The sequence below is a fragment of the Pseudoruminococcus sp. genome, assembly GCF_047012705.1.
Lineage (GTDB): Bacteria > Bacillota > Clostridia > Oscillospirales > Acutalibacteraceae > Pseudoruminococcus.
The window spans coordinates 316,981-339,465 of the sequence record NZ_JBKXNW010000002.1 but is presented as its reverse complement, the minus strand read 5'-3'; the positions used below and the strand labels follow the sequence as shown (position 1 = coordinate 339,465).

Below are 22,485 nucleotides of genomic sequence, written 5' to 3'. Positions count from 1 at the left end.
CCATGTGTTCAGCTTAATTTATAAATATGTGTCCAGAATTCTGGGTACATATCATTTCAGGAAGCTGGGATGTCATGCTCTTTTTATATGCACAGTATATAAGTGAGTACAAATACATTTGTAAAGAATGACAATGGACAAACAAATTTATATATGATATAATACTGAAGTATAGTGAACTGTATGATTAAAATAGCAGGTATGAGATTATTAACGGGCGAAATCATATATACAGATCCACTTGATGCTGATACAGACGGTGATGGTTTAAAAGATGGAGAAGAAATTAATGAAGAAAGAGACGAGTACGGTAAAAAACATTTAATGGACCGAAATTGCCGTAAAAAAAGAATTTTCGGAATCTAAAATCAATTTTGAAAGCGGAGTGTTTCACAAGGGAGAACATAAGAAATGCTTTGCATATATGGGACAGGCTGTGATAAAAACAGATATGTAGTTGATGCTACAGTAAATCCGGGAAATGTTTATGACAGCTTAGCATTTGACGGATTGTATGACAGACTGACAGATAAAAATCCTGAGATTAAAGCAATAGTAGCAGACGTCGGATACAAAACATCGTGGATAAGCAAACGAATACTTGATGACGGTAGAATAACGATTTGCTCATTTTTATCTTTTTCTCGCCAATTAAAAAATTTTAACCTCAAATCTCGCTTGAATTTTAGGGCTATTCGACAGACTGAGGCAGTCGTATATATAAAACGACTGCCTTTTAAATTGTTATATTTACTTTTTCTTACTTAATACAACTTTTGCTTTATATATCTTTTGAAGAAATTTGCTTAAACTTTTAAAAAAAAGATTGAGTTTTTATATATCTTGTTATATAATAGACTTATGTTGACTTTTCTAAACACAAATGTACATCAGGAGGAAACAAATATGAAAAAATCTAAAAAAATTTTAACTACAGGGCTTGCCGCTCTTACTGCCCTCACATTATCATTAAGCATGACAGGTTGTGGAAGTTCTAGTTCAGGAATATCTTCAGCGAGTGGTGGCTCGAATAATGATAGTAGCAAAGTCTATAATATAGGTATTTGCCAGCTTATACAGCATGAGGCCCTTGATGCAGCTACAAAGGGCTTTAAAGATACTTTAACAGAAAAGCTTGGTGCAGATAAGGTTAAATTTGATGAACAAAACGCACAAGGTGATTCTGCAAACTGTACAACAATATGTAACCAGTTTGTATCATCAAATGTTGATCTTATTCTTGGCAATGGCACAGCGGCTTTACAGGCAGCCTATACAAATACAGATAAAATACCGATTCTTGGAACATCAATTACAGATTATGCAACTGCACTTGATATAAAGGATTGGAAAGGCTTTTCCAATATGAATGTTTCAGGTACATCAGACCTTGCACCACTTGAAGAACAAGCTAAGATGCTTAATGAAATTTTCCCAAATGCTAAAAATGTTGGTATTCTTTACTGCTCAGCAGAGGCTAACTCAAAATATCAATGCGATACCATTAAGCCATATCTTGAAAAATATGGATATACTGTAAAATCTTATACATTCTCTGATTCTAATGATATTGCCGCTGTTGCAAAAACTGCTTGTGATGAAAGCGATGTTATTTATATCCCAACAGATAATACAGCTGCAAATAATACAGGAATTATAAATAATACTGCTGTTTCTACAAAGACTCCTATAATTGCAGGCGAAGAGGGTATTTGTAAGGGCTGTGGTGTAGCAACACTCTCTATCAGCTATTATGAGCTTGGTCAAAAAACAGGTGAGATGGCATATGATGTACTTGTAAACGGTAAGGATATTTCTAAGATGGAAATTCAGTCTGCACCTAATGTTACAAAAATGTATGATGAAGAAAGATGCAAAGAACTTGGTATAAAGGTTCCTGATGGCTACAAAGCTATTAAGTAATAAAAATTAAAACATATGGAGAATCATTTATGGATATTGTTTCATACTTTTCGTCATTAGACTTTATGAGTTTCCTTAATGCACTTCCTGGAAATATAGCTCAGGGAATTATTTGGGGATTGATGGGTTTAGGCGTATTTATAACTTATAAACTTCTGCATTTTGCAGATTTGAGCGTCGACGGTTCATTTGCAACTGGTGGTGCAGTTACAGCTATTATGCTTATAAACGGTTGTCCTATATGGGCTGCTATGCTTGTATCTGTTGCAGCAGGTTTACTTGCAGGCTTGGTCACAGGATTGCTACATACGCTTCTTGGAATACCGGATATTCTTTCAGGTATTCTCACACAGATTGCGTTATATTCAATAAACCTGAATATAATGGGCAAATCAAATCTTCCGATAAGCTACAGAAACTATTCGTTAGTTATTTCTGCAAGTAATATAAATATGGCAATCATAATCGGACTGGTGGTAGTTGCACTTGTAATAGCTGCAATGTACTGGTATTTCGGTACAGAACAGGGAACGACTATTCGTTCAACAGGAAGTAACCCGGCTATGAGTAAGGCTCAGGGTATAAACATAAACTTTGCAAAAGTTGTTGCGCTCGCACTTTCTAATGCGGTTGTTGCATTTTCCGGCTCGCTCTTCTCACAATATCAGGGATTTGCTGATGTAAATATGGGCAGAGGTGCGATTGTTATAGGTCTTGCTGCTGTAATTATCGGAGAAGTTATTGGTGAAGCAATTTTCCGCAAGCATATAAACTTTATTATCAGACTTATTTTTGTTATTGTTGGTGGAATACTATATTATATCGCAATGGGAATTGTTCTCTGGCTCAAGATGCCAACAGACGACACAAAACTATTCACAGCGATTATTGTTGCAATCTTCCTTGCTGTTCCAAATATTCGCAGCAAAGCTGCAAATTCCTTTAAAAAGGTAGCAAAGCAAAATTCCAAAACACAAAAGACGGAGGGTTAATAAATGCTTGAAATTAAAGAAATTTACAAAACCTTCAACAAAGGCACAGTTAATGAAAAACATGCTCTTAACGGAGTAAATCTCACACTTAACGAAGGCGATTTTTGCACAGTTATCGGTGGTAATGGAGCAGGGAAGTCTACAACACTTAACGCTATTGCAGGCGTTTGGCCTGTTGATAGTGGAGCTATAATAATTGATGGCAAAGATGTTTCCGGACTTTCTGAGCATAAAAGAGCACCTTATCTTGGAAGAGTATTTCAGGACCCTATGACCGGAACTGTTGCTGATATGGAAATTATAGAAAATCTTGCTCTTGCTGCTCGCAGAGGCAAACGCAGAGGACTTTCTTGGGGTGTAAAAACCAAAGAAAAAGAAAAATATAGAGAACTTCTTGCAGAGTTTGAGCTTGGACTCGAAGACAGAATGAGTTCTAAAGTCGGACTTCTTTCAGGCGGTCAGCGACAGGCTATAACGTTGCTTATGGCCACACTACAAAAGCCAAAGCTTTTATTACTCGATGAGCATACAGCAGCACTTGACCCTAAGACGGCTTCAAAGGTCCTTGAGCTTAGCGATAAAATCATCAAGGAAAATAATCTTACTGCTCTTATGGTCACACATAATATGAGAGATGCTATTGTGCATGGTAATCGTCTTATAATGATGAATAACGGAAAGGTTATTCTTGATATTTCCGGCGAAGAAAAGAAAAAGCTTACAGTTGATGAGCTTCTCAAGAAATTTGAGATGTTAAGTAATTCTAAGCTTGAAAATGACCGTATGCTTCTTTCAAATTAACACATATTAAATAGTCCCCCTTGTTTTTAACATAGAAACAGGGGGGACATTATTTTTAAAGCGGTTTATTGTTTGGCATATCGTTTAAGGGCTTCTATATATGCAATAGCTAATTGGCTGAAATTTGATTTCTGGTGTGTGACTATGCCTATGTGCATATTTCCTTCTTTAATTAATGGCACTGAGGCAATGTTGCCATTAAGTTCTTCATCAATAACTCCACTGCAAACTGTATAACCATTTAAACCAATGAGAAAATTAAAGAGAGAGGCTCTATCACGAACTCTTATATTTTTAGGTCTTTCTACAATGCTGAAAATCTCCTCGGAATAATAAAAAGAATTATGTTCACCTTGTTCAAATGATAAATAAGGATATTCGTCAAGCTCTTCCATAGTAACAGACTTTTTATTTGCAAGAGGGTGACTTTTGCTAACGAATATGTGTGGTTGAGCAACAAAAAGCTCTGTAAATTTTAAATCTTTAGATTTAAGAATTTTATTAAGAACTACTTCATTAAAGCTATTCATATATAAAATGCCGATTTCGCTTTTCATATTAGCAACATCTTCTATTATTTCATAAGTTTGAGTTTCTCTTAGCGAAAAGTCATATTTATCGCCACCATATTCTTTTACAAGGTCTACAAAAGCATTTACAGCAAATGAGTAATGCTGGGTTGATACACAGAATTGTTTTTTAATTGTAGAATTTGTATGCTTGTATTTTTCCTCAAGTAAATCAGCTTGTTCAAGAACTTGTCTGGCATAAGATAGGAATTGTTCACCATCTTTTGATATTACTATGCCTTTGTTAGTACGAATAAAAATAGTGATTCCCATTTCCTTTTCAAGCTCTTTGATAGCTTTAGTAAGGCTTGGTTGAGATATATATAATTCATTTGCGGCCTCCGTTATAGTTCCTTTTTCTGCAACTATGGCTGCATATCTTAGTTGTAAAAGCGTCAATCATAACATCTCCAATAAAATTTTATACATATAATTATACTTTAAAATTCGTATGCTTTCAATATTAAGTGAATTGATAGTATATGTTAAATATGTTATAATATATTGCGAAATTCTAAGAAAATTGTATGTGATTTTACAATTTTCTTTTTATTTTATTAATTAAAAGAATGCCACAAACAATATGAAAAAATAATTGCTCTGCTTATAGTATTGTTGAAATTTATCACGAGACTGTAACCGCAATTAAACAAGCTTGCGGACGATGACGGTTCGGTTTAAATCAAAGTAAAAACAACAGCAGGAGTTTTTTGTCCTGTACTTGAAGTTTTCGAAATAAGTGGTGCAATAACAGTATGTACAGCTTAATTAAGAAACATAATTTATTTGATACCATAAAAACAGAAGATATACAGTTGTGATTCCAAAGGTTTATATTTAAAAAAGATAAGAACAAATAAAATTTATAATTGTTTGTTTGATTTTAAGTTTGAAAATTTAAGAATAATAAATGATTATGAATTATTCTTCTCCCAACTATACAAAATATTAATTTTGTATAGTTGGGGAATAATATTAAATCCTGCTTTTGATATTTTACTACATTATTGCTGTGAAATATTCTTTTATATATTCAGAAGTATATAAAATTAAATTTGTTTGTTTTTTTTATAAATTTATTGATTATATACTTGATTATTTACATCAAGATGTATTATAATATATGCAGGTAATTTTTTATCTGAAATTGGAGGTTTTGATAATGGCAAAAACCATTGCAGTATTGACAAGTGGCGGTGACGCTCCGGGCATGAATGCGGCTGTAAGAGCTGTTACAAGAGCTGCTTTAAGTAAAGGTATTAAAGTTTATGGCGTTCGCAGAGGTTATAATGGACTTCTTAACGGCGATGTATTTGAAATGAATCTTAGAAGCGTTTCTGATATTTTAAGCAAGGGTGGTACTGTTCTTTATACAGCAAGAAGCCCAGAGTTTAATACTAAAGAAGGTGTAAAAAAAGCTGCTGATAACTGCAGAAAGCTTGGTATTGATGGTGTTGTTGTTATTGGTGGTGACGGTTCCTTTAGAGGCGCAAGAGATCTTACAGGCGAAGGAATTCCATGTATAGGCGTTCCTGGTACTATTGATAACGATATTTCCAGCAGTGATTATACAATCGGTTTTGATACTGCTATGAACACAGCTATGGAAATGATTGATAGAATTCGTGACACTGCACAATCTCATGATAGATGTAGCGTTGTTGAGGTTATGGGTAGAAGATGCGGCGATATCGCTCTTGAAGTTGGTATTGCTATTGGTGCAAGTGCTATTCTTGTTCCTGAAGTTCCTTATGACCTTAAGAAAGATGTCATTGATGTTCTTCTCAAAAATCGTGAAACAGGCAAAAAGCATTTCATTGTTGTTGTAGCTGAGGGTATCGGCGGTATTGACGGTATCGTTAAAGAAATAGAGGCTCAGACAGGCATTGAAACAAGAGGAACTGTTCTTGGTCATGTTCAGCGTGGCGGCTCTCCAACACTTAGAGATAGAGTTGTTGCAAGCCGTATGGGCTATAGAGCGGTTGAGCTTCTTGAAGAAGGTCAAAGCAATAGAGTTGTTGTAATGAAAGATAACCACATTGTTGATTATGATATTACAGAAGCCCTTGCAATGAAGAAGCAGTTTAATACAAAGCTTTTCAACATTGCTCATGAAATCAGCATTTAATTAAAAATAATTAAATACATAATATTATCCAAAAGGCACAGAATTTGAATTCTGTGCCTTTTTAGTATATCAAAAGTTTTGCCTGACAGATATAAAAAAACTGACTCTGTTTTGTATCAACAGAATCAGTTTTTTTATTTTGTTTTTGAATCAATATTATCAACTACATTTACATAGCAAGTCATTTTAACTCCGTTATAGGCTTCGGCTATGATTTTAGCTTGGCCTGTTTTCACAGCAGTTACTAAACCACCGCATTTTGCAACACTTGCTGTTTCTACATCATTCGAAGAATAATATATATGATATGCAGCAGCTCCGTTTGGTACTGAACTATCAAGATCAAATTTTTCTCCTACATTTAATTTAAGCTTTGTACTATTAAGTGAAAGTTTTTTTGGTTCTTTTTTAACAGTAACTATACATTGAACTTTTACACCATTATAGGCCGTTGCTGTAATAGTCGCTGTACCTTCTTTTTTAGCTGTAACCAAACCACCTGCCGAAACAACACTTGCAGAATTACTATTATTGGAAGTATATTTTATGCTGTGTGCAGCAGTTCCGTTTGGCAAATAGCTATCAAGGTCATAGTTTTCCCCTATTCCCAAAGTAAGTTTAGTTTTATTAAGGCTCATAGTCTTAGGAGCTTTCTTAACTGTAATTGTACAATTCACTTTTTTGCCGTTATAAGTTGTAGCTGTAATAGTTGCTGTACCTTCTTTTTTAGCTGTAACTAAGCCTCCAGCCGAAACAACGCTTGCAATTGAACTATTATTTGAACTATATTTAACACTAAATGATGCTGTATTCTTTGGCAAACTACTATTTAAATCGTAAGTTTCACCAATTCCTAAAGTAAGCTTTGTCTTATTTAATGATATAGAGTTTGGGGCATTTTTTACAGTAACCATACAATTTGCTTCTGAGCCATTCAATCCTTTAGCTACTAACATTGCTGTACCTGTATTCTTAGCTGTAATTTTTCCATTGCTAACTGTAAAGATATTTTTATTGCTTGATGACCAAGTTACTTTGCTGTTTGCCTTAATTGTATAAGATTCACCTTTTCCGAGTGTAAGAGTTGATTTATTAAGTTTAACATTATTATATAGGTTTGGTGCAACTATAAGTTTTACGCTCTGTCCGGCATATAGATAAAGGCTGTCTATCGCTTGAATACAAGGACCTTCATCGCCGCCACAGTGTGTTATAAAATGTTTTCCATTATAGTAGCCAGCATAAACTGCAACATGTGCATAACGATAACCACTACTTTTGAAAATAACAACTGAACCTATTGGAATATCAGAAGATGTTTTAAGAGAGCCGTTACCATTCTGTGTAAAGCTTATACTCTTGCCAGTACCGTTATCGACCCATTTTCTTATAGCTGTTTCCCAGCTTTCTACACTACACTTGCTATAAGGTTGTGTAAGATTAGATGTGCTTATTTTTTCTACATTAGGAAGGTAGTTATAATAAACATAACTAACATATGAACCGCAGCATAGACCATAATTCTCAAAATGTCTTATATTAGGTTTACCTGAGTTTGTTGTTTCAAGGCCACTGGCTATGGCACTAAGGCTATATGGAATATCACTTGTTACGCTTCTTGGTGTTCCGCTTGAGCCATAGTTTCTATAAATTGTTCCGTTAGAAATTTGCTTTTGAACATCGTAGCCTGTATATTCAAGTGCATTTAGAAATACATTATTTAACATATTATTTGGTACATTATTTGCGGCGGAAACATAAGGTGGAATTATTATTGAGACAAGTAGAATAGAAAATGCAATTATTATTGCTATAGTTCTTTTTTTGGACATTCGAATAAATGACATAAGTAAGTAACCTCCAAAATCGGTTTTATTTTCTGAAACCAGTTCAGAATGTTTAACTTATGTTACGATTATATCTTATTTGTAACAAATTTGCAACCATTTTGAAATATTTTTTAATATTTTCGTTACTTATATCACAGAAGTAATATACTTTTTGAATTTTTATTGGCAATTATATACAATAAAAATCCCGGACTTTAAATCCGGGATTTCATTTTTCTATATTAAGGGTTACATTTTTTACAAGGCTCGTAACCTTTAGAAATTAAATCGTTTCTATTTCCACGGTACTCTTCCCTATTTTTATCTGGAAGATTTTTTGCAGATGAACAGCTCTTTAAATGAAACTTTTTAGTATTCGTATTCAATATGTAAGTTATTTTGGTATCTGATTCAGATATAGACTTTTCATTTCCTACTTCCCAACTTTCACCTGTTTTATAATCTATTACAATATCAGGTTGAACATTATAACAATAAACATTGAAGCTTATTCCGTCGCCATTATCTTCGACAGATTTAGCCTCCATCTGAACACCGGACGCAAGAAGATTTTCTCCTTTAAATATAGGAGTTACTCTATAAAGCACATGGTTGTCAGTTTCCTTTACATAGTCAGCTACCATATTTTCAAATGGTAACATTCCCTCTACATTTAAATATCTTGTTCCGGTGATAAGATTTTTGTTATTTGCATTTTCACCCGTAAGCTGATAACCAATTAAATGACAGCGATTATATAGATATTTGCCATCAACGCAATCATATTTAACGGTATGCCAGCCTGATGGCTTAACTGAGCCTATGGCTCCTCTTTTTTCTGTTGGCATAATATCCTTTCCAACACAAGCATATGCAACGGAACATCTTCCAAGATTATCAAGCTCGCTGTATTTCTCAAAAGACTTTGTTGTCATTTCAGAATCTTTAAATGACGGAACATTATCATCTATTTTTATGTAAGCGGAATTGCTGTATTCCGGTATATCAGAAATCGAAATTGTTTTTGAAGAAGTTACACTTTTATCTTCAAAATTACAGGCGCTTACGCTAAGGCAGAATATTATGAACAAAGTCAATGAAATAAACCTTTTTCTCATTTTATATAGACCTCTCTTGTGATTTTATCGTGTGAATTACCTGTAAGTTCAAAACTATCTGCTAAATTCCAATTTTGAATAGGAATTTCAAGTTTCAAATCGCTTGGATACATTCTGTTCCATCTATATACTATAATTTTTTCTATTTTCTTTGAGAAGCCTTGTAAGCTATTGTCTTCAACAAAGCAATAATCTTCTTTAGTAGCATTATTCAAGAAATTATTATCAATAATTAAATTAGATTCCGAATTTTGAAAAAGATTTTCAGAATATGAATTTATAAAAAGTTTTTTTCCATTTATAAGCTTTAGAATATCCTGAATAACTACTTTATCTTTACTTTGCCTTCGATTATTAAACATCATTCCGTTTTTATCGTCCAAACATAAAATTACTATCATATTTTACCTCCTAATTTTATTATCTAATAAAACATATTACAAAAATTTGAATAACATTTCAAGAGTAAGCAGTAAAAAATTGATAGTTCAATGTAAGTTCGATAGAAAATCTAAAGTTTCGCTCAAGTCTTTTAAAAGGCTTGTAGGTAAGGGGCAACGCCCTTGTCGCTCTCCGCAAAGAGTGACATTCTATATGTTTCTATAAGCGCAGGAGGGTAGAAAAACATTCCTTTGGAATGTTTTTCGTAGGGAATCCTCGCAGGGGGTTCCCTAAAAGATAAATGTTGACTATAATTTTTAATTTAATGCTTTTTAAAAGTTATTATTATCTAATATCTACTATAAAGCCTATTCATTTCTAAGCGCGTCTACAGGTTTTAATTTAGAAGCCTTGTTTGCTGGATATATGCCAAAAATTATACCGGTAAATAAGGCAAATAGAACCGTAAATATAATAATATCATATCGCATATTAATTGATATTCCAAAAATAAATGCTCCGGCAAAAGATATTACAATCCCAAAAATCACCCCAAGAATACTGCCTGACATTGTAAGTATAGAAGCCTCTATCAGAAATTCCTTGAGAATATCTCCTCTGCCTGCTCCTATAGCTTTTTTTATGCCTATTTCACGCTTTTTTTCTCCAACTGATACAAGCATAACATTCATAATGCTAAGACTTGCTACAAATAAAGAAACTCCTCCAACTGCCGATAAAATCATAGTAACAATATTCATAAGCTGAGATAGGCCTTCTTTTTGTTTAGCCATACTTCCGGCTGTATAACTATTTTGAAAGCCCGTTTCTGTTGAAAGAGTTTTTACAAGTTTTTCACCAACCATATCCGGTTCAGCATCATCGCTTACTTTTACTGCTATTCGGTGAAAATCACTCATAGCATATAATTCTTGCATAGTAGTATATGGAAAATACATAAATGTAGGAATATAATTTCCCATCATATTTTGTAAAAGTCCACTACCGGTTTTTATTACTCCTATAACTTCAAAATTTTCATAGCTACCAGAGCATAAAGCAGTAATTTTTCTGCCAACTATATTAGTGCAACCAAAATTTTCATTAGCAAAACTTTCGTCCACAAGACAAACTCTTGAATTGGCAGCAATATCCCCTTTGTTTATAAATCGCCCATACATCAATTTGAGAGATATAACATCCTTGGCGTTTTGGTCAATGCCCCATAGAAGTGCCTGCGTATCTTCTCCGCGAGAATTAACAGTTGCGGTTTGAAAAATTAAAGGCATAGCCTTGTCTACATATGGTGACTTCTTTATAATATTTAATTCATTATCGGATAATACCGCATTAGAATCAGCGTTTGTGGTATTAAGACTTACAGAAAGTCCGCCAACCCCAAGACTATCAAGTTCTGAATTTACGGCTACTGTTCCGCATTGTGAAATATTGCTTATTATGATAACTGCCGTAACACCAATAGCGATGCCTAATATTGTCAGCAAGCTTCTACCTTTTTTTCTTATCAAACCTCTCATAACACAGCAAAAAACTTCATTCATATGGTTCACTCACCTTCGATATGAATAGCTTGAGCCTCATTATCAGAAAGCTCAGAAATATTTTTTATAATTCTATCCCCGTTTTTTAACCCATTTTTTATTTTTGCACCATCAGTAAGTTCACTTTCTATAATTATATATTGTTTTTCTGCCCGGTTGTTATGAAATTTATAAACATAATCTCCTTTATCATCACTTCCAAGCGATTCATAAGGAACTATTATTGAAGAAGCATCAGAGGCGGTGATTATTGCACATTTTGCGGTATATCCTCGTTTAATTTCCTCATCGGGATTTTCAACTTTTATATCTACTTCAACAGTAGTTTCACGACCAATTTCGGTAGCGGTTTCTTCTGCCTCATCAGCTATTGAAATTACTTTTCCTGTATAACTCTTTTTATCAAAAGCATTTCCTGTTATAGTAACGCTCTGACCTTCTTGTATTTTAGATATTTGGTTTTCGTTTATATTAAGCTTAACTGACAATCCCGATTTATCTGTTATAGTAAAAAATACAGTTCCTTTTGTGATAATATCACCTTTTTGAATCTTTAAAGAAGTTACTGTTCCGCTTTCAGGGGCAACTATTGTTTTATATTCTGCTTGACTAATATCATAGTTTTTATATTTATCTATTATTTTTGATATATTATTCATATCTATATCAGAGGGCAATTCTACAACAGCCACTTTTAATATCTCATCATTCTTTTTAACATCGTCGTTTTCTTTTACAAAAATATCTGTAACTATACAGTCATAGCTGGCTTTTGCATTTTTTTGATTTATATAACCAACTTTACCTGTTGATTGCACTATTTCATCGGCTTTACTTTTAGTTACATTAAAAATATTGACAACTGGAGTTGTTGTTTTTACAAAATTACCAACTGCAAATATTGTTGTTATAGTTAATGCTGTTGTAAGCAATAAAATAATATATTTTTTAATTCTCACAGAAATTCCCCCATATAAACCAGCCTGTCTTTTATTTAACTAAGCATAGTTTATGCAAATTTTATACTCTTTAATCAACGCTTTATAGTAACTAATATTAGTAAAATCTGTACAAGAAGTCCCGATTTTCTACAAACAACTTATATTGTAGATTGAAAAAATCAGTTAAATAAGGTATAATATTATTCCATCTTAGAAAAGTTTTTTATTTTTCTAAAATTTTTTATAAACAAAGGGAGGTTTGTTATTATGATGGAAGAAGATAAATATAATCCCTTGTTAAGCGAACACGACATTGAACATAATACATATCTTCGTGTAAAATACGAATATATGGAAATGAAAGAAAAGCGTGAGAAGATCAATCGAATAGGAATTATATTTATAGCTGTATCCGCTATTGTGTTTCTGGCGCTTATGTTCAGTCTTGAATCAAAACTATTCTTTCTGGTTCTTTGGATTATTACAATTATCTTCGTAGTTGCTTATCTTATACACAACGAATATAAAATATATAGACTGCGTGTATATCTTGGGTATGAAGATGAAAATGAATCGGAAGAAAATGATGATGAAAGTGAGGACGAAAGCGAATGAAAAAGATTTTTTCTATCTTTAAGCATGACCTGAAAAAGATTTTCAGAAGTGTAATTGCCTTTATAGTGGTTATTGGACTTAGCGTTCTTCCTGCTTTATATGCATGGTTTAATATTGCTTCAAACTGGAATCCATATGATAACTCAGGAAATATTCCGGTCGCAGTTGTCAACCTTGATAAGGGGTGTAAAATCGGACCGCTAAAGACATCATTTGGCGACAATATAGTCGATAACCTAAAAAAGAATACTCAAATGGGCTGGGAATTTGTAGACAAAGATACAGCCGACCAGGGTATAATTGATGGTGATTATTATGCGGTTGTAGTTATTTCTGAAAATTTCAGCGAAAATCTTATAAGTATAACATCCGGTGAACTTAAAAGACCTGAAATTACATACCTTGTTAATGAAAAGAAAAATGCTATTGCACCTAAAATCACAGATAAAGGTATACAAGCTATTGAAACTGAAGTGAATTCAAGCTTTGTCGCTCAAATCACAAATATTGCTGCAACAGTGCTTAATACATCTTCTGATGAAATATCTGAGAATAAAGATAAGATTTGTGATAAAATTATTTCAACTCTTGATGATGGAAAAACATCTCTTGATTCATTGAAATCTACAATAGATGTAATTTCCGGAAGTATGGATTCAGTAAATTCCTTAATTAAGTCAAATAAGGAATCACTTCCGGAACTCAAAGAGAAGCTTAAAGATACAAATGAGTTTGTAAACTCTATTAAAGATGCAAGTAAGGCTATTAAATCAGCATCGACCGGACTTTCTTCAACTCTTGAAAGCACCATCAATTCTCTTGATTCACTTACCACATCTTTCAGCAATCAGCTTAATGCTGTTATTACTAAAGTAAATAATGGTTCTAAAGATGTTGCTGATGACATTCAGAACCTTACTGACATTTGTAATAAAATTATTGAAGTAAATAATGATATTATAAAAATTCTTAATAATCTTGATAATACAAGTTCAAGCGGTATTACAAGCTTAGTTAATACAATCGAAACTTCTATGGCAAAGATTTCCTCTCTTGCTGATTCTTTAAGCCAAAAGCTTGATACGGTATTTGATACTATTGAGAAAGATACATCAACCGCAGCAGATAAGCTCAACGAGATAAAAATTATCAACCAAAGTATAATTGAAGCTAATAATGAGCTTATTTCTACATTAAATACTTTATCCGAAAAGTTTGGAATAGATACATCTAAAGCAGTTGCAAAGCTTAATGCAATGAATACAAAACAAAGTGCTATTATTGCTAAGATAAATGATGCAACTCAAAAAATCAAAGAAACAGGTTCTATTCCTAAAAACTTAAAAAGCGATATTGATGCTATAATCAAAGAAACTAAAAATTCCATTACTCAAATAAAGACAGAAATAAATACACTTATTTCTAATGTTAAAGCTGATATTAAGGTTTCTGATATTGTTGAATTCTTAACAGATATGAATAAAACTCAAAATCAGATAATCAGTAAGCTTAATTCAGTTTCATCTACATTAAAAAATTCAAATGTAATTCCAGCCGACTTCGGTAATGAAATTAAAACATTGGTAGACTCTACAAAAAATTCTATTTCTAAATTTAAGAGTAATTATTTAACTCCTGCAAAAAATGCTATAGAAAAAATCGTCAATAAATCAGGTGACGCACTTGATAAGGTTTCAAATGTTCTAACATCTTCTACTGTTACTGACGATATTGAGGAAGCCTTAAATTCCGCACAAAAAATAGTTACTTCTGTAAGTAGCACATTTAACGATGTAGAAAAGCTAATTGATAAGGGAATTAAGAATCTTGACACCATTAAAGAAAAAGTTAAAAATTTGAAGGAAAATTCAACTATTGAAAATCTTATAAGCACTGTTTTTGGTGACCCAGAGGCAGTAAGTGACTTTATCTCAAGCCCTGTTAAGATAAATACAGAAAAGATATTTCCGGTATCTGACTATGGTTCAGCAATGGCTCCATTCTATACGGTTCTTGCTTTATGGGTTGGCGGTATTGTTTTGGTTGCGGTTCTTAAAACTGAGCTTAGTAAGAGCGATATAAAAACTGTTGGAAAGGTTAAACCTTATCAGGAATATTTCGGAAGATATTTAATATTTATGGTAATATCATTGCTTCAGGCCACTATAACAGCTCTTGGCGATGTATTCTTCCTAAAAATTCAGTGTGAAAACCTCTTCCTCTTCATTCTTACAACTTGGATAACTATTATTGTTTTCTCACTTCTGATTTACTCGTTGACAATTTCATTCAGCGTTATCGGAAAGGCTATAGCAGTTATTATATTAATTGTTCAGGTTGCAGGTTCAGGAGGTACATTCCCACCAGAGCTTTTACCTGATTTCTTCCAGAATTTAATCAGATTTATGCCATTTAACTATGCTATTAACGCTGTAAGAGAAACAATAGCAGGCGTTACTTATAGTGCTTATTGGAAGAACATTCTATATCTCCTTTGCTTTATACCTGTATCATTGATAATAGGAATTCTCTTCCGCAAACCGTGTATAAGAGCAATGAAGTTCTTCAATAAACGACTTGAAGAAACAGACTTGATTTTATAAGTTAAAACATAATATTTAAAGGAATGGAATCGTAGTTATAAAGCGATTCCATTTTTTTATTTAATCCGAATTATTTCTAAGTGACCTAATCATAAATAATTCTTTAATGCAATTCTGTATAGCTAATAGAAATTCAAAACAAAAAATAACCGTTTTACTAATAACAAAACGGTTATCAATATTATATCATATTTTATAATGGAACTTTATTGAAATATATAGATTAAAGTTCTGCCTGCATTTTTTTCAAGAATGTTTTTGTGCGTTCATTTTTAGGATTATCTATAACATCTTTTGGAGAACCTTCTTCAACAATAAGTCCCTTATCCATAAATACAACCCTATCAGAAACGCTTCTTGCAAAATCTATTTCGTGAGTAACTATTATCATAGTCATTTTTTCTGCTGCCAAACCTTTAAGAACACTTAAAATTTCTGCAGTAAGTTCAGGGTCAAGGGCTGATGTAGGTTCATCAAAAAACAGCATTTTAGGTTTCATTGCTAATGCTCTGGCTATTGCAATTCTTTGTTGCTGACCACCAGAAAGTTGATATGGATAGTAATCCGCTTTATCAGAAAGTCCCATTTTTTTAAGAAGTTCTTTTGCTTCTTCAGCTACTTCATCTTTATTTCTTTTTTGAACATGGATAGGAGCATCGCATATGTTTTTCATAACTGAATAATGTGGAAAAAGATTAAAATTCTGAAAGACTAAGCCAAAGTATCCTTGTATCTGTCTAAGCTTTTTCTTATGAACATAAACTGGATAACCATTTTCAGAATTTACAGCCTCTTCTCCACAAAAGCTCATACTTCCGCCATCAATTTTTTCCAGAAATGTCATACATCTTAAAAAAGTTGACTTACCGGAACCTGATGGACCAAGTATAGAAACAACTTCTTTTTCATTTACAGAAAGGCTTATATCTTTAAGAACCTGCAAGTCGTCAAAGCTCTTACTTATATTTTTAACTTCTAATAAATTCATAGTATTTTCCCTCCTTATTTATAATAATTCATTTTCTTTTCTATTCTTTCCATTATGAATGCAACTATAAAATTGAAAATGTAGTAGAATACGCCTGCAATAAACAATGGCATAATTGTAGTTTTAGATGCTGCAATTTGCTTTGCAATGGTAAACATTTCTGTATATGAAAGTGCGAATGCAAGTGATGTATCCTTAACAAGCGTAATAACTTCATTAGTTACTGAAGGAATGATATTCTTTACCATCTGTGGGAAAACTATCTTAAAGAAAGTCTGTGCTCTGCTATATCCGAGAACAGTACAAGCTTCATATTGACCTTTAGGTACAGCCTGAATGCCTGAACGATAAATTTCTGCAAAATACGCCGCATAGTTTACCGAGAAACCGATAATTACCGCATAGAAACGATAACTTGATGAAAGTTCTATACCAAAAAGATAATAAGGTCCAAAGAATACAACCAAAAGCTGTAACATAAGAGGTGTTCCTCTTACTATGGAAATATATATTTTTATAAGCCAGCGTATTGGTGCAATTTTACACATTCTGCCTGCTGCAACAAGTAAGCCAAGCGGTAATGAGAAAAGTAATGTAAGCACAAATATTGTCAAAGTTGCAAGCAAGCCCTCTAAAAGCTGTACTGTTATCTGACCAAGCTGCTGCCAAAAATCATTATTTGTTGTTGAAGTATCAGTGCTGTCTATGTACTTATCATCTGCGGAAAGACAAACGCTTTCTTCCAATCCCCACTTTTTGGCAATGTCCTCAAATGTTCCATCAGAAAGCATTTCAAGGAGAGCACCTTGAACCTCGTTTCTGAGTTCTGTATTGCCAAGCTGAAATCCTATAGCATATTTTTCAGTGGAAAGCTTATCATTAAGCATTTTAAATTTATTTCCACGAGATTTAATCTCATAATTTGCAACACCAATATCCATACATATTGCTTGAACTGCACCAGATTCAAGATTCATAAACGCACTGTTATAATCTCCTACCTGCTGAAGTTCTGCGAAAGATTTTGATAATTTTTTATTTTCATCTGTGGCATCATCGCCGGTCAGAGCAGCAAGAGCCGAACTATCGGCTTGAACAGCGACTATCTTTCCAGAAAGGTTTGATAATTCTTTAATATCTGAATCAGATTTAACGATAACAACTTGAGAATTATCTACATATGGTGTACTCCAGGTATACTTTGATTCTCTTCCATTCATTGTAAAGCCATTCCAGATACAATCAATAGAACCTGAACTTAATTCCATATCTTTAGAATTCCATTCGATAGGCTGTTTTTTCAGTGTCCAGCCCTTACGATTACAAACCTCTTGTGCAAGGTCTATATCAAAACCTACATATTCACCACTTTCGCTTTTGTAGCCATATGGTGGAAATTCTGCATCAAAGCCTATGGTAAATTCTTCCCTGTCGTTTGCTGCAAAACAAATAAGACATTGAAATGTCATAATCAATGTTATAACAGCTAATAAACACACTGTCATTCTTTTAAGCTGGGTTTTCATAATACTCTCCTTTAATAATTTACTACGCTAAATTATTACAACAGTAATAAAGCACATATAAATACGATACCTTATAAATTACACAATGTCAAGGAAAAATAAAAATTAAGAAGAATTTTAAAGAAAAAATACAACTTGCTAAGATTTTTTCTAAGCAAGTTGTATTTTTAATAACTTTATTTATAAAATAAATCCATATTTCTCATAAATAATTTTGAAGGTCTGTGTCCCCCATTCATAACTGTTTTATCGGTTTCTACTACATAATCAGCTATTTTTCTGCGAAAATTAGGTTTAATAAGCTTTTTGTTTAGTACAACTTCAAAAACCTCTTGTAAATCTGTCAAAGTAAAATAAGTCGGCATTAAATCAAAAGCCGTTCTGAAATCAAATTCTAACTTTTGCCTTAGTTTATTTAGAACGCAAGTTATAATTTTTGCATGGTCAAACGCTAAAGAATCAGATTTAATTATACTATACTCCATTTCTTCGTGGTAATTTTTATATAATTTTTTTTCTTGAATGACAGCAGTAATACTTTCTTTTCCTTTTAAATTGAGTTCGTATGTTGTTATACTTTTTCTGTCATCTTTTGTGCGTTCATAGCCATCGCCGACTATATCAAGTGAAACATCGAACCATTCCGCTTCCTTGGCGTCTCCACCAGCACGAATATTTTCCATAAGTTCCTTATCTTCACTGTTTATAAGAGCCATAAAGGCTTGTGAAATTATCCAACCACGAGGGTCTCTGCCTTCTTCATCAAATGTTCCGCACATTTCAATATAAGCTTGCTGCGTGCCTGTTTCCTCTAATAGCTCACGCCTTGCCGCTTGATTGATAGTTTCTCCCTTTCTCACAAAACCTCCAGGCAATGCCCATAGATTTTTAAAGGGTTCTTCTCCTCTGCGAATAAGCAATACCTTTAATTTTTTTGAAGGAAGTTTTCTGCAATCCACTATTTTTGTATCAGGAATAACAGTAAAAACCGCTATATCTGTTGCAATAGATGGACGCTCATAGCTTTCAATATTATATGTCGAAAGAAATTCATTTAAATCACTCATTGCTTATCACCGGACAAAAATTCTTCAAATTCAATTTCTGATGGCAAACGCAAGTCTCCTCTCGGACTTACTGAAACAGTACCAACCTTGACACCATCAGGCATACAGTTTCTCTTAAATTGTTGCCTGAAAAATCTTGTATAAAATACATTCTGCCATTTTTTGATTTCAGCATCATCAAATTTATATTCATCACTTTGCTTTACAGCAGTCTGACAAAGCTCGAAAATTTCATTTGGTTTCATTCCATAACGCAAAGTATAATATAAGAAAAAGTCGTGCAGAATATATGAACCCACTGTATCCTCAGTCTTTTGTGCGATTGTACCGTCCGCATTAGGAGGAAGCAATTCAGGGCTTACCGGAGTATCTATAATATCCTCTATAACTGCATCTATGCCGTCAAAACCATTTCTGCCGAGCTGATGTCCGATTTCATCAACAAGTGTTCTTACGAGTGTTTTTGGAATACTTGTATTTACAGCATACATACTCATATGGTCGCCATTATAGGTACACCAACCAAGTGCAAGCTCGGATAAATCACCCGTACCAATAACAAATCCACCCTCTTTATTGGCAACATCCATAAGAATCTGTGTGCGTTCACGAGCCTGACAGTTTTCATAGGTTATATCGTGTATGCTTTCATCGTGTCCGATATCTTCAAAATGTTGTCTTGTAGCCTTTACTATAGAAATTTCTCTTATATTACAGCCAAGCTTCTCCATAAGAATCATAGAATTGCTCTTTGTGCGTTTTGTTGTGCCAAAGCCTGGCATAGTAATTCCTACGACTGTTTTTGATGGAAGATTAAGATTTCTGACAGCTTGTGCCGCAACAAGCAAAGCAAGGGTTGAATCAAGTCCACCCGAAACGCCTATAACCACGCATTTGCTTTTAGTTGCCTCAAGTCTTCTTTGTAAGCCTGCTACCTGCATATTGAAAATTGAAGTACAGCGTTCAAGTCTATTCTTTGATGGAACAAACGGTGTCATAGAAACCTTTGCAAGAATTTCATTTTTCTGCATAAGCTTTTTATTGCATATAATCTTTATAAAATTCCTTCCATTAAACATTCTTTTGCAATCAGCAAATGATTTATTTGCTATTCTGTCATGGCGGATTTTAGTAAGATTGAAGTCACGAATCAGAATACCGCTCTCGAATGGCTTAATTTCTCCGAGAAGTTTGCCGTTTTCATACATAAGATTATGTCCACTGAAAACTATATCTGAAGTTGATTCATATATTCCCGCTGAAGCATAGGCATAACCACAAAGACAGGTTGAGGAAATACTTCCTACAAGATTGCGTCTATACTGCTCTTTACCTATAACCTCATTAGACGCTGAAAGATTAAGAATAATCTCTGCCCCATTTATTGCAAGAATACGGCTTGGTGGAATCGGCGTCCATGCGTCCTCGCAAATTTCGATACCGATTTTTACGGATTCACCCTTTTGTCCAAGTTCTATGATAAGATTGTTTCCAAAAGGAACTGTCATATCGACTATTTCTATATTTTCAAAGTCATATTCTCTGGCACTGAACCATCTTTTTTCATAAAATTCACCGTAGTTAGGAAGATATGTCTTTGGAACAACAGCAATTATTTTGCCATTTTGAATAAAAACTGCACAGTTATATAATTCACCTGAAACTTCTATCGGCGCACCGACAACTAAAGCCGAACCATTTTCTCCGAAGCCTTCAGTAAATTTCGTTAAAGCCATAAGACCGCTAACTGTGTTATCAAGCAGGTTTCTGTTTTCGAATAAATCTGCACAGGTATAACCTGTCAAGGAAAGCTCAGGCATAAGAATTATGTCTGCTTTATCTGCATATTCCTTATAGACACTCTTTATCTCATCACAGTTTTTTGTTACATTTCCGATATGAACTCTCGGAGAAGCTGTAAGAACTCTCAGTAAATTTTCCATAGTAAGAACCTTTCTATTTAGAATTTATCTCCATACATCAGCTTTCTTATATCCGCAAGAGATTGCTCTCTTACGATTTTTCCGTCCTTGAATACAGTTTCGAGAAGGTTATTTTCCTTTGGAATATCTTGGCTTGTATAGCCGTCCTTAAAGGTAAGATTTCCATTTTCATCACGATATACAAAACACAATCCTTTTTGGCTCTTTTTGAATCCGCCCTCTTTTGGATTCTTAAAGATAGGAATAGGTTTACCGTCAACCTCACAATAAGTCGCTTTAATACAAGAGCTGAATGTATCTCTTGTAAATGGCTTTAAAATTCCATCTTCTTCTATGCACTGCATACTAAAGCTGCCAACTCCAAGTGAAACATTACTGCAAGCAAAGCCATTTTCAATGAGAATTTTGTAAATTTCTTCGCAACGCTGAACAGTAATACTATCACCATAAATAGCCTTAACATGAGGGTCTAAAACCTTATATCCCTTAGAATTAATTGTTCCGCCGAAAATATCCCAAAGTTTGAAAGCTGTCTTTGTTACTACCTCAACGCAATCGCCGCTATCGCCCCTCATAAGCATACAACCATTATGCTCAAGAATTTCTTTTTTAAGCTGAGGAAGTACATTATCTATTATATTCCAATAATCATAAGAATCAAGTACCGCAGAAAAACTTGTATTAGGATAAATTTCTGTAAGAAGTCTGCGGAGGAGAGTTATTTCATCTCCATCAACTGCATAATTACTGCACATAACGGAATGTTCTGTACTTACCGCACCAAATGCGACAGGCTCTTTTTCACAATCACAGTTATAAATCTGCTCTAAGAACGGAATTACCGGAACTGTTGCAGTATTTAAGAAGGATAAGCACCAACCGGCGCTTGATTTAACTGCGGACTGCAAGCTTTCCTGACCTCTGAATGAAAAATCACCGATAGCTCTTGCACGAGGAATATTATCATCTACTGAAATATCATAATATTTATTGATAATATCACGATATGTTGCACCAACGGTTGCACTAAGCATAGGGTGCCACATTTCCGCACTTATAAGCGACTCTAATGCCTGTGGAAGCCATGCAAAATCCGGGTGAGTATTACTGATTTCAAACATAGGAACATGCATAGGAACTTTTGTACCCTCCGGTAAAGCTTTGATTTCAATAGGTAAATATCCGAGCTTATGGAGCTTTACAATCTTTTTACTGCTGAATGCCTCTTTACCAAGTGTTGCATTCAGAACTCTTTCATATTCTCCTACTACCTCATCAAGTGGCAAAGAGAAAAATTCATTATTGAAATAATCTATAAGATATACCTTTATAAATGCCTGTAAGCCGAACATTACAACCTTATCCCACATCTTTACTCTGCTCATACGAGGTGTGAAGTAAGAAACGGATTTTTCAATTTTTTTCGGGAGCATATCCGAATGAACCGCCTTATAAAAATCTATCAGAAGCATTGGGTTAGTGTTTTTCATAACTTTAGT

General features: G+C 33.6%; 19 protein-coding genes and 1 pseudogene. 8 read left to right on the top strand and 12 right to left on the bottom strand.

The features are described 5' to 3' along the window. Nucleotides 1-183 precede the first annotated feature (183 nt). From ACLU24_RS03445 to ACLU24_RS03425, 5 genes are all read left to right on the top strand, one after another. Entirely contained in the window at nucleotides 184-366 is a 183-nt protein-coding gene (locus tag ACLU24_RS03445; protein WP_412610338.1) for a hypothetical protein, read from the top strand. A gap of 45 nt (nucleotides 367-411) precedes the next feature. Next, the gene (locus ACLU24_RS03440) at nucleotides 412-768 is read left to right on the top strand and encodes a hypothetical protein (protein ID WP_412610337.1); all 357 of its coding nucleotides are present in this window, start codon (nucleotides 412-414) and stop codon (nucleotides 766-768) included. Between the two features lie 138 nt (nucleotides 769-906). Then, the gene (locus tag ACLU24_RS03435) at nucleotides 907-1,923 is read left to right on the top strand and encodes an ABC transporter substrate-binding protein (protein WP_412610336.1); all 1,017 of its coding nucleotides are present in this window, start codon (nucleotides 907-909) and stop codon (nucleotides 1,921-1,923) included. A gap of 29 nt (nucleotides 1,924-1,952) precedes the next feature. Then, on the top strand, nucleotides 1,953-2,915 hold the full coding sequence (locus ACLU24_RS03430; RefSeq protein ID WP_412610334.1) for an ABC transporter permease: 963 nt from the start codon (nucleotides 1,953-1,955) through the stop codon (nucleotides 2,913-2,915). 3 nt (nucleotides 2,916-2,918) lie between these two features. Next, nucleotides 2,919-3,716 (top strand): ABC transporter ATP-binding protein, encoded by a 798-nt coding sequence (locus tag ACLU24_RS03425; protein WP_412610333.1) that lies wholly within the window; start codon nucleotides 2,919-2,921, stop codon nucleotides 3,714-3,716. A gap of 65 nt (nucleotides 3,717-3,781) precedes the next feature. Here the strand turns inward: ACLU24_RS03425 and ACLU24_RS03420 are convergent, their stop codons facing one another. After that, on the bottom strand, nucleotides 3,782-4,684 hold the full coding sequence (locus ACLU24_RS03420; RefSeq protein ID WP_412610332.1) for a LysR family transcriptional regulator: 903 nt from the start codon (nucleotides 4,682-4,684) through the stop codon (nucleotides 3,782-3,784). A gap of 763 nt (nucleotides 4,685-5,447) precedes the next feature. On the opposite strand from ACLU24_RS03420, the gene pfkA reads away from it, so the two are divergent. Then, nucleotides 5,448-6,413, top strand: a complete 966-nt coding sequence (gene pfkA, locus ACLU24_RS03415) for a 6-phosphofructokinase (RefSeq protein ID WP_412610330.1) — start codon at nucleotides 5,448-5,450, stop codon at nucleotides 6,411-6,413. A gap of 134 nt (nucleotides 6,414-6,547) precedes the next feature. Here the strand turns inward: pfkA and ACLU24_RS03410 are convergent, their stop codons facing one another. From ACLU24_RS03410 to ACLU24_RS03390, 5 genes are all read right to left on the bottom strand, one after another. Continuing rightward, complete coding sequence (locus ACLU24_RS03410; RefSeq protein WP_412610328.1) at nucleotides 6,548-8,260, bottom strand: Ig-like domain-containing protein; 1,713 nt, start codon at nucleotides 8,258-8,260, stop codon at nucleotides 6,548-6,550. A 224-nt stretch (nucleotides 8,261-8,484) separates the two neighbouring features. Beyond that, the gene (locus ACLU24_RS03405) at nucleotides 8,485-9,360 is read right to left on the bottom strand and encodes a DNA/RNA non-specific endonuclease (protein ID WP_412610326.1); all 876 of its coding nucleotides are present in this window, start codon (nucleotides 9,358-9,360) and stop codon (nucleotides 8,485-8,487) included. Next, nucleotides 9,357-9,761 carry a ribonuclease Z gene (locus tag ACLU24_RS03400; protein WP_412610325.1) on the bottom strand — a complete coding sequence of 135 codons (405 nt, stop codon included), beginning with the start codon at nucleotides 9,759-9,761 and terminating at the stop codon, nucleotides 9,357-9,359. Before ACLU24_RS03400 ends, ACLU24_RS03405 begins: the two co-directional genes overlap by 4 nt. Nucleotides 9,762-10,109: 348 nt before the next feature. Further along, on the bottom strand, nucleotides 10,110-11,303 hold the full coding sequence (locus ACLU24_RS03395) for an ABC transporter permease (RefSeq protein ID WP_412610324.1): 1,194 nt from the start codon (nucleotides 11,301-11,303) through the stop codon (nucleotides 10,110-10,112). 5 nt (nucleotides 11,304-11,308) lie between these two features. Next, nucleotides 11,309-12,262 carry an efflux RND transporter periplasmic adaptor subunit gene (locus ACLU24_RS03390; RefSeq protein ID WP_412610322.1) on the bottom strand — a complete coding sequence of 318 codons (954 nt, stop codon included), beginning with the start codon at nucleotides 12,260-12,262 and terminating at the stop codon, nucleotides 11,309-11,311. A 249-nt stretch (nucleotides 12,263-12,511) separates the two neighbouring features. Here ACLU24_RS03390 and ACLU24_RS03385 point away from each other — a divergent pair, with 249 nt between their 5' ends. Beyond that, nucleotides 12,512-12,859: a hypothetical protein gene (locus ACLU24_RS03385; protein ID WP_412610320.1), complete on the top strand. Its 348-nt coding sequence runs from the start codon at nucleotides 12,512-12,514 to the stop codon at nucleotides 12,857-12,859. After that, nucleotides 12,856-15,462, top strand: coding sequence for a YhgE/Pip domain-containing protein (locus ACLU24_RS03380; protein WP_412610318.1), 2,607 nt, complete (start codon nucleotides 12,856-12,858; stop codon nucleotides 15,460-15,462). The genes ACLU24_RS03385 and ACLU24_RS03380 overlap by 4 nt, the downstream gene beginning before the upstream one ends. Before the next feature lie 223 nt (nucleotides 15,463-15,685). Here the strand turns inward: ACLU24_RS03380 and ACLU24_RS03375 are convergent, their stop codons facing one another. The 6 genes and pseudogenes from ACLU24_RS03375 to ACLU24_RS03350 all read right to left on the bottom strand — a co-directional run bounded on the left by ACLU24_RS03375 (nucleotide 15,686) and on the right by ACLU24_RS03350 (nucleotide 22,476). Beyond that, complete coding sequence (locus ACLU24_RS03375; RefSeq protein WP_412610316.1) at nucleotides 15,686-16,450, bottom strand: amino acid ABC transporter ATP-binding protein; 765 nt, start codon at nucleotides 16,448-16,450, stop codon at nucleotides 15,686-15,688. A gap of 14 nt (nucleotides 16,451-16,464) precedes the next feature. Further along, nucleotides 16,465-17,100 (bottom strand): amino acid ABC transporter permease, encoded by a 636-nt coding sequence (locus ACLU24_RS03370; protein WP_412610347.1) that lies wholly within the window; start codon nucleotides 17,098-17,100, stop codon nucleotides 16,465-16,467. Nucleotides 17,101-17,193: 93 nt separating this feature from the next. Continuing rightward, nucleotides 17,194-17,919 (bottom strand): annotated as a pseudogene (locus ACLU24_RS03365) (amino acid ABC transporter substrate-binding protein); the annotation flags it as partial. A 233-nt stretch (nucleotides 17,920-18,152) separates the two neighbouring features. Continuing rightward, complete coding sequence (locus tag ACLU24_RS03360; protein ID WP_412610314.1) at nucleotides 18,153-19,043, bottom strand: NUDIX hydrolase; 891 nt, start codon at nucleotides 19,041-19,043, stop codon at nucleotides 18,153-18,155. Next, nucleotides 19,040-20,986: an NAD(+) synthase gene (locus ACLU24_RS03355; RefSeq protein WP_412610312.1), complete on the bottom strand. Its 1,947-nt coding sequence runs from the start codon at nucleotides 20,984-20,986 to the stop codon at nucleotides 19,040-19,042. Before ACLU24_RS03355 ends, ACLU24_RS03360 begins: the two co-directional genes overlap by 4 nt. A gap of 17 nt (nucleotides 20,987-21,003) precedes the next feature. Further along, nucleotides 21,004-22,476 (bottom strand): nicotinate phosphoribosyltransferase, encoded by a 1,473-nt coding sequence (locus tag ACLU24_RS03350; RefSeq protein ID WP_412610311.1) that lies wholly within the window; start codon nucleotides 22,474-22,476, stop codon nucleotides 21,004-21,006. Nucleotides 22,477-22,485: the final 9 nt, after the last annotated feature.